The organism is Kineosphaera limosa NBRC 100340, from assembly GCF_000298215.1.
Classification (GTDB): Bacteria; Actinomycetota; Actinomycetes; order Actinomycetales; family Dermatophilaceae; genus Kineosphaera; species Kineosphaera limosa.
Genome location: NZ_BAHD01000105.1, coordinates 1 through 7,626, shown reverse-complemented (window position 1 = coordinate 7,626; position 7,626 = coordinate 1). Strand labels below are relative to the sequence as shown.

At 70.2% G+C, this 7,626-nt stretch carries 7 protein-coding genes and 1 other RNA gene; 5 read left to right on the top strand and 3 right to left on the bottom strand.

Features of this window, described 5'->3' with window-relative positions; translation table 11 throughout:
- Positions 1–33: 33 nt before the first annotated feature.
- Both KILIM_RS20560 and KILIM_RS20555 read right to left on the bottom strand, forming a co-directional pair.
- On the bottom strand, positions 34–1,005 hold the full coding sequence (locus KILIM_RS20560) for an NADH-quinone oxidoreductase subunit B family protein (RefSeq protein ID WP_006594683.1): 972 nt from the start codon (positions 1,003–1,005) through the stop codon (positions 34–36).
- Between the two features lie 9 nt (positions 1,006–1,014).
- Positions 1,015–1,632, bottom strand: coding sequence for a DUF1641 domain-containing protein (locus KILIM_RS20555; protein ID WP_006594682.1), 618 nt, complete (start codon positions 1,630–1,632; stop codon positions 1,015–1,017).
- Between the two features lie 369 nt (positions 1,633–2,001).
- Between KILIM_RS20555 and KILIM_RS20550 the strand changes: the two genes are divergently transcribed.
- The 4 genes from KILIM_RS20550 (at position 2,002) to ffs (ending at position 4,410) form a co-directional block, all read left to right on the top strand.
- A complete protein-coding gene (locus KILIM_RS20550) occupies positions 2,002–3,036 on the top strand; it encodes an AraC family transcriptional regulator (protein ID WP_169330780.1) in 1,035 nt (344 codons plus the stop codon).
- 1 nt (position 3,037) lies between these two features.
- Positions 3,038–3,466 (top strand): hydrogenase maturation nickel metallochaperone HypA, encoded by a 429-nt coding sequence (locus tag KILIM_RS20545; protein WP_006594680.1) that lies wholly within the window; start codon positions 3,038–3,040, stop codon positions 3,464–3,466.
- The gene (hypB, locus tag KILIM_RS20540; RefSeq protein WP_006594679.1) at positions 3,466–4,260 is read left to right on the top strand and encodes a hydrogenase nickel incorporation protein HypB; all 795 of its coding nucleotides are present in this window, start codon (positions 3,466–3,468) and stop codon (positions 4,258–4,260) included. Before KILIM_RS20545 ends, hypB begins: the two co-directional genes overlap by 1 nt.
- Before the next feature lie 53 nt (positions 4,261–4,313).
- Positions 4,314–4,410: signal recognition particle sRNA small type (gene ffs / locus KILIM_RS23575), an RNA gene on the top strand.
- Positions 4,411–4,433: 23 nt separating this feature from the next.
- On the opposite strand, the gene KILIM_RS20535 is transcribed toward ffs, so the two are convergent.
- Positions 4,434–4,979 carry a gluconokinase gene (locus KILIM_RS20535; protein ID WP_006594678.1) on the bottom strand — a complete coding sequence of 182 codons (546 nt, stop codon included), beginning with the start codon at positions 4,977–4,979 and terminating at the stop codon, positions 4,434–4,436.
- Between the two features lie 121 nt (positions 4,980–5,100).
- Between KILIM_RS20535 and KILIM_RS25220 the strand changes: the two genes are divergently transcribed.
- The coding region (locus tag KILIM_RS25220; protein ID WP_255247693.1) for a DNA polymerase III subunit gamma and tau at positions 5,101–7,626 on the top strand (2,526 nt) is incomplete at its 3' end.

The window sequence follows — 7,626 nt, the reverse complement described above, 5'->3', positions numbered from 1 at the left end:
TTTAGGGGTCGTAGGGGCGCAGCCCCACGCCCCCTAAACCACGAACATGTCTTCCTTGGACCACTGCGGGGCCGCGATGCGGGCTGCGGCGGCGTGGGCCATGTAGGTGATGTGGTCGACGCCTTCGGGCACTTCCTTGGGGATCGTGCCGCTGACTTTCTGCGTCTTGAAGACCGTGCCGGGGGCCAGGTCGAAGAACGGGAATTCCGGCTCGGTGCAGCCGGTGCACGGCATTCCGGCGCGGGTCTTGGAGGACTGCCGGTTCCACAGAATGCGGTTGCAGGGGCTGTGCGTCATCGGGCCGCGGCAGCCGTATTCGTAGAAGAGGCAGCCGGTGCGGGTGCCCTCGCCGAAGCTCGTGGTCGACTGTTTGTATTCGAAGAACTGCACCCGGGTGCAGCCGGTTTGGGTGAACGTCTTGAAGAACGTCTGGGGGCGGTGCAGGTCGTCGAGGGCGATGTCGCCGGCGCGGCCGGTGGCCAGCGCGACGAGGATCTGGGTGATCCAGTCGGGGTGGGCCGGGCAGCCGGGGATGTTGATGACCGGCAGCCCCGATTTGCTGCGCCAGTCGGAGCCGAGGAAGCCGCCGCGCTCGCGTTTGTGGAACTGCAGACCGGTGGAGTCCGAGGGGTTGGGCTCCATGGCCGGAATGCCACCCCAGCAGGCGCAGTCGCCGATGGCGACGACGATGCTGGCGGCGTTGGCCAGTTCGGTGACCCACTCGATCATCGGCCGGTCGGCGAACATGTCCATTCGGCCCGAGCCGTCGGGGCCTTGGATGACCGTGCCCTCCAGCACGAAGATGTCCAGCGGCCGCTGCCCGGAGGCGCAGTCGGTGAACAGCTTCTTGGCGTGTTCGCCCAGTTCCATGCCCAGGCTGGGGTGCCAGATCAGCTCGAGTCCGAAGTCGACGATGAGGTCGACGACATTGGGCTCCTCGGCGTTGAGGAACGACATGGTGTTGCCCGAACAGGCTCCGGCCTGGAACCACAGCACTGATGACATGGGTGCTCCTTACCTGAGCCCAGGGCTCGCGGCGTTGCGGGAAGTGGGCGGTGTGGCGGGTGCGTTCAGTTCGCGCCCGATGGCTTTGGCGACGGTGAGCAGGTAGCTCAGCGCGCGGGTGACGTCGGGGTCGCGCATCGCCTTGAACATCGCGCGTGGCCCGTCGATGCGGTGGGGGTCGGCGCGGTAGTCGGCGGAGCCGCGCACCACGCCGCGGGAGAGTCGGGAGACTTCGTCGACGGCCGCGGGGGAGAGGATCTCGGAGTCGATGAGCCGGTCGATGATGCCGGAGTCGACGAAGGCGAGCATGCCCGGCACCGCCTTGGGCGCCGCGCCGGCGAGCAAGACGGCAGACTCGGTGAGTTCGCGGATGTCGAGGTCGTCGGCTCCCGGGGTGGACTCGACGGTCGTGCGCAGTTCCGTCAGCCCCTCCGCGAGCGTTTCGGTGATGGTGTCGCCGCGTTCGGCGAGCCCGTTGATGCCCTCCACGAGCAGCGCGAGTAGGTCGGCGTGCGCCAGCAGGGTGTCGAGGGCATCGACGATCTCCGGGTCCTCGAGCCGATGTGCCAATTTCTCGGGTACGGCCGAGGTGCTGGTTTTCAGTTCGCGGATCGGTGTCACGCTCATGTCGCTCCCTAGGCGTCGCTGCGTAGTCGCCTTGCCGCCGTCCCCCACGGCGAGCAAGAACCTGGTCGTGTCTGCCGCTAGCCCCCTATCGGCAGCCGAGCCGCCACTCGCACGGCCCGGTCGCATGACCATAGGTCGGCATGTCCGATTCGCCTATCGCCAGCACGCAGGGGCTATCGCAAATGCGCAACGTTCTTGCCATGTGCGCGCAATCGTGCCGATAGTTGCCAGGAGGCGGTTCGTCGGCCGACCGCGGCAGGGTGCCATCAAGAGGCCTCTGACCTGCTGAAATGCCGTGCAGTGCAACGAAGGACGCGAATGTTGGCCGAAGGGGGTGGACCGGTGCCGAGGCTGTCGCGACTGGGCTTCATGAACGTCGATCGCACCCGCATGCCGGTGCGTAGCCGACTGCGCTCGCGCGGGGTGCCGACGGTCCTGCAGGGTCACGAAGTGCTGTGCACGACAGACATTGTCGAGGCCGCCGAGACCATCTCCGAGTTCTTCGGGCACACCCGCATCGCGACCACGCAACAGGCCCGCGCCGACTTTCAAGCGACCTTCAACGCCTTGCGCTTCGTCGACGTGACGATGGCCTATCTGGATTTCCGCGGTCCGGCGCGGATGAGCGTGCCGCAGGCCAGCGACGACGCGTTCACCGTCCACATGACGACCGCCGGTACGGCGTCGGTCTCACTGGACGGACGCGAGCATCCGATCACCGCGTTCTTCGCGCTCGTGGTCTCGCCCGGCACCGGCTACACGCTGCGGCTGGGCGCCGACAGCCCGCAGCTGGTCATCCGCATCGAGCGCCCCGCGCTGGAGCGTCAGCTCTCCCGAATGCTCGGCAAGAGCCTCGACGCCCCGGTCGTCTTCGAGCCGCTGGGCGACCTGACCACCGACGAGGCCGTCCGCTGGCACGGGGCGCTGCAGCTACTCTCCAGCGAGGTCATCTCCCCGAACAGCCTGACCCAGCAGGGCATCGGCGCCGACGCCATCGAGGAGTTGCTCGTCTCCACTCTGCTCTACCTGCAGGGGTCGAACTACACCACGCTCGTGCGCACCCAGCACCGGCGCAGCGGCCGGGCCGCGGTGCGGCGCTCGGTGGAGTACATCGAGATGCACCTGGCCGAGCCGATCACCCTGGCCGACCTCGTCGAGGCCTCCGGGATGAGCGCCCGCTCGATCCAGGCGGGCTTCCGCGAGGACCTGGGCACGACCCCCGTCGGCTACATCCGAGACCGGCGCCTCGACCGGGTGCGGGCCGAACTCATGCAAGCCCTGCCCGGAGACGGCGTGACGGTCACCGCCATCGCCGAACAGTGGGGCTTCGGGCACCTCGGCGGCTTCGCGGCCCTGTACAAGCGCCGCTTCGGCGAGCCCCCATCCCAGACCCTGAGGCGTTGAGATGCACGAACTGTCACTCTGCCGATCACTGTTCGAGATCGTCACCCGGGCCGCCGCCGGCCGCGAGGTCGAGACGGTGCACCTGCGCGTCGGGCAATTGCGCCAGGTGATCCCGGCGACCCTGGAGTACTGCTGGGAGATGACGTGTGCGCACGGGCCGCTCGCCGGGTCGAGGCTGGCGGTGGAGTCGGTGCCGGTGCGCCTGGAGTGCCACGACTGCCACGCCACGACGCTCATCGAGCACGCGCTCGTGCTCGTGTGCGGGCAGTGCGGATCGGGCCGGGTGCGGCCCATCGAGGGGGAGGAGTTCATCGTGACCACGATCGACGTCCGCACACAAGAGTGTGCTGATGAGGCTGCGGACCGCGAGCACAAGGTATCCGGCGCGAGCGCTGGAATGGCACAGACGGCACAGGATGGAGACAACTGATGGGTCGCTTTCACCGCCACGACGACGGCACAGAGCATGCGCACGAGCACGGCGATCACGACCACTCGCACGACCACTCCCAGGGAAGCGATCACCTCGGTGACCACTCCGGCTACGCGACGGGCACCGAGCGGATCACGGTGCTGGAGCGGATCTTCGACGAGAACGACGCCGCGGCGGCGGCCAACCGCCGGGCCTTCGACGAGCACGGCGTGCGGGTCGTCAACCTGATGAGCGCTCCGGGGGCGGGCAAGACGACCGTTCTCGCGGCCACGCTCGCCTGGTGCCGCGACCAGGGCATTCGCGCCGGCGTCGTGGAGGGCGACATCGAGACCTCCCTGGACGCTGACCGGCTCGCCGGCTTCGGCGCCCAGGTGGCGCTGCTCAACACCGGCGACGGCTTCGGCGGCGAGTGTCACCTCGATGCGCCGATGGTCGCCAAGGCGCTGGGTGACCTCGACCTGGCCGGCCTCGACCTCCTCTTCGTCGAGAACGTCGGCAACCTCGTGTGCCCGGCCGAGTTCGACGTCGGCGCGCACCACAGGGTCATGGTGTACGCGATCACCGAGGGCGAGGAGAAGCCGCTGAAGTACCCGGTGATGTTCCGCGCCTGCGAGGTCGTGCTGCTCAACAAGGTCGACCTCGTGCCCTACCTCGACGCCGACCCGGCCGACTTCGCGACCAACCTGGCTCAGGTCAACCCCGCGGCGACCGTGCTGCCCGTGAGCAGCCGCGACTCCGACTCCTATACGGGGTGGTTCGACTGGCTGGCCGGCAGCGTGCTGGCCCGGTGAGCGCGGGCAGGCGGTGGCTGTCTGCCGCCACCGGGGTGGGGGTAGAGTGGTGCTCAGGTCCCCCGTGTGGTGGTACCTCGCCGAACTCCCCCAGGGCAGGAATGCAGCAAGGGTAGGCGAGCTCTTCCAGGTGCGCGGGGGACCCTTTGCATGCCCGCGCGGCTCCGGCTCGGCTACAGGTGGCTGTGGCCGCGGCGGCCCTGCAGGTAGGCGATGGAGTCGTCGACGAGTTCGTCGACGCTGCGGCGTAGGTCCAACGTGATGCCGGCCTCGTCGTCTTGCAGCCCCTCGAGCGTGGCGTACTGCGACTCCAGCAGGGTCACCGGCATGAAGTGGTCCGTGGTGGCCGAACGCAGCGACATCCGCTCCAGCACGAGCGAGGCCTTGCCGTAGGGATGCAGGAACGGGACTTCGGGCACGAACCGGCGCAAGGTGTCGCGGTAGGCGCGCTTGAGCGCCGAGCAGGTGACGATCGCGCCGTCGGGGTGGTCGACGAGCCAGCGCCCGATGATCTCCAGCCACGGTTCGCGGTCTGCGTCGGTCAGGGGGATGCCCTCGCGCATCTTGGCGACGTTCGCAGGGGGATGGAAGGTGTCGGCGTCCTCGAACGGCAGCCCGAGTCGGGCCGCGAGCGCCTCCCCGACGCTCGTTTTGCCGCTGCCTGCCACCCCCATGACCACGGCGCGATACGGGGCCTGCGGGGGCTGCTGGCTGGACATTGTCGGCTCCTTCGCGGCTGCTGGCGGGTGTGGCCATGATGCCGGAGTACCGGCGGGCGCGGGTCGTTCGGTCCCGGAACGGCCGTGAATCTTGTCGGTGCAGCCGTCTAGGGTCTGATCCATGGCAACCGAGGGTGGGGCAGATCGCGCCATGGCGCTCTATCGGCGCTACCGGCCGCAGACGTTCGAAGACGTCATCGGCCAGGAGCACGTCACGGGCCCGCTCATGCAGGCGTTGCGCTCGGGGCGCATCGGTCACGCCTACCTGTTCAGCGGGCCGCGCGGGTGCGGTAAGACGACGAGCGCGCGCATCCTGGCGCGCTGCCTGAACTGCGCGCAGGGGCCGACCGCCACACCGTGCGGCGAGTGCGATTCGTGTGTGGCGCTGGCGCGTGGGGGAGCAGGTTCGGTCGATGTCATCGAGATCGACGCGGCCAGCCACGGCGGCGTCGACGACGCCCGTGACCTGCGCGAAAAAGCCTCCTACGGGCCGGCGCAGTCGCGCTACAAGATCTACATCATCGACGAGGCGCACATGGTGACGCCGCAGGGCTTCAACGCCCTGCTCAAGATCGTCGAGGAGCCGCCGGAACACGTGAAGTTCGTGTTCGCGACGACGGAGCCGGAGAAGGTCATCGGCACCATCCGCTCGCGCACGCATCACTATCCGTTCCGGCTCGTGCCGCCCGCGCGGCTCACCGAGTATCTGGCGCAGCTGTGCGAGGCCGAGGGCATCGCTGTGGAGCCGGGGGTGCTCTCGTTCGTTGTGCGCGCCGGCGGCGGATCGGTGCGGGACTCGCTGTCGGTGCTCGACCAGTTGATGGCGGGGTCGACGCAGGAGGGACTGACGTACGCGGGGGCCGCGGCGCTGCTCGGGTTCACCGAGGGAGAGTTGCTCGACGCGACGATCGACGCGCTCGGCGCCCGCGACGGAGCCGGGGTGTTCCGCCAGGTCGACCGGACCATCGAGACGGGGCAGGATCCGCGGCGCTTCGTCGAAGACCTGCTCGAGCGGCTCCGCGACCTCATCGTGGTCTCCGCTGTCGGGGCCAGCGGCGGCGACATCGATGCGCTGTTCCGCGGCCTGCCCGCCGACCAGGTAGACCGGATGCGGCAGCAGGCCTCCGCGTTCGGCCCCGGTGAGCTGTCGCACGCCGCCGACGTCGTCAATGCCGGGCTGACCGAGATGACCGGGGCGACCTCGCCGCGCCTGCAGCTCGAACTCATTTGTGCGCGGTTGCTGCTGCCCGGCATCGCCGGTGAGCACGGTCTGGTCGCCCGGGTCGACCGCATGGAACGGCGACTCGACCTCTCCGGCGCGCCGCAGACCGGCTCGGGCGAGGCGGCGGGCCGTGCGTCGTTGCCTCTTAGGCAGCAGGGCCGAGGCGATCAGCGGTACTCCGGGCCGGAGGCCGAGGGGGGCCCGGTGGGCCAGGCCAGGGTGCACGAGGAGGCGCCTGGCGATGGCCAGGCCCGAGGTCGGGCGCAGGGTGGTCTGACGCAGGGTGGTCTGACGCAGGGTGGCGCTGAGGGTGGCCCGGCGCCGGCCGACGCCATGCACGCCGGTCCGCCGCGTGGCGGGCAGGGGTCTTCGGATGAAGCTCGTGAGTCTGGGTCTGGCGGGCGCAGCGGCCAGGGCGAGCAGGAGGGCGCCCGGCGCGCTGGTCATCAAGAGGTCGGTCGACATGGTGCTCACGACCAAGCCGGTCGACCCGGTGGCGGTCCAGTGGCTGGCGGTCACGTGGCTGGTGGCCAGGGTTCGGGCCAGGGCTCCGGCCCCGCGCAGGGTGGGACGCAGGCTCCGGGGCGGCAGCAGGCGCAGGGTGGGCAGCAGGCGCAGGGTGGGCAGCAGGCGGCTGCGCCTCCACCGGCACGAGGGCCGGGTGGTCTCGACACCGAGGCGATCCGACGCAGCTGGCCTGACGTGCTCGGAAAGGTCTTCACGATTCGACGGGTGACCTGGACGTTTCTCTCCGAGCACGCCCAGGTGCTCGACTACGACGGGCAGCGGCTGCTGCTAGGTATCGCGACCCGCGGGCTCGCCCAGACGTTCCGCAGCGGGCAGCACGGCGAGGTCGTGCGCCAGGCCCTCATCGACGCCATCGGCCTCGATGCCCAGGTCGACGCCATCCCTATTGAGGACGCCCGTGCGGGCGGCCCTGGTCAACCCGGTCAACCCGGCTCGGGTGGCCCTGGCAGCCCGGGTGGCTCTGGCCGCCAGGGCGGGCCGGGTGGTGGGCAGTCCCAGGGCGGTGGACCCGGGGGCACGCGGGCAGGCCAGAGTGCCGGGCCAGGCCAGGGCGGTGGGCCGGGCCAGAGTGGAGGACCCGGCCAGAGTGGAGGACCAGGCAGCGCTGGCGGCGGCGGTCCCGCGCGGCAGCGGGGCGCCTCCGGCGGCCATGCAGGCCCCGGAGGGCTGCGTGGGCCAGGAGCCCAAGGCGACCAGAGCGGCCAGTCGGGACCGGGGGCCCATGCTGGCTCGGCCGGCCAGACGGGACAGGGAGCCCACGCTGGCTCGGTTGGCCGGGCAGGAGCGGGAGATCAAGGTGCCTCGGCGGCACCGGGGCCATCGGTAAGCCAAGGCGGCCGGTCCGGGCCGGGCGCCCAGGGCGTTCCCGGAGGGACTGCCGGCGCCGGGGGTCCGGCC

Excerpts from the sequence above, each read along its gene's own strand:
- KILIM_RS20555 (WP_006594682.1), bottom strand. The coding sequence starts at position 1,632 with ATGAGCGTGACACCGATCCGCGAACTGAAAACCAGCACCTCGGCCGTA.
- KILIM_RS20545 (WP_006594680.1), top strand. The coding sequence starts at position 3,038 with ATGCACGAACTGTCACTCTGCCGATCACTGTTCGAGATCGTCACCCGG.
- KILIM_RS20560 (WP_006594683.1), bottom strand. The coding sequence starts at position 1,005 with ATGTCATCAGTGCTGTGGTTCCAGGCCGGAGCCTGTTCGGGCAACACC.
- hypB (WP_006594679.1), top strand. The coding sequence starts at position 3,466 with ATGGGTCGCTTTCACCGCCACGACGACGGCACAGAGCATGCGCACGAG.
- KILIM_RS20550 (WP_169330780.1), top strand. The coding sequence starts at position 2,002 with ATGAACGTCGATCGCACCCGCATGCCGGTGCGTAGCCGACTGCGCTCG.
- KILIM_RS20535 (WP_006594678.1), bottom strand. The coding sequence starts at position 4,979 with ATGTCCAGCCAGCAGCCCCCGCAGGCCCCGTATCGCGCCGTGGTCATG.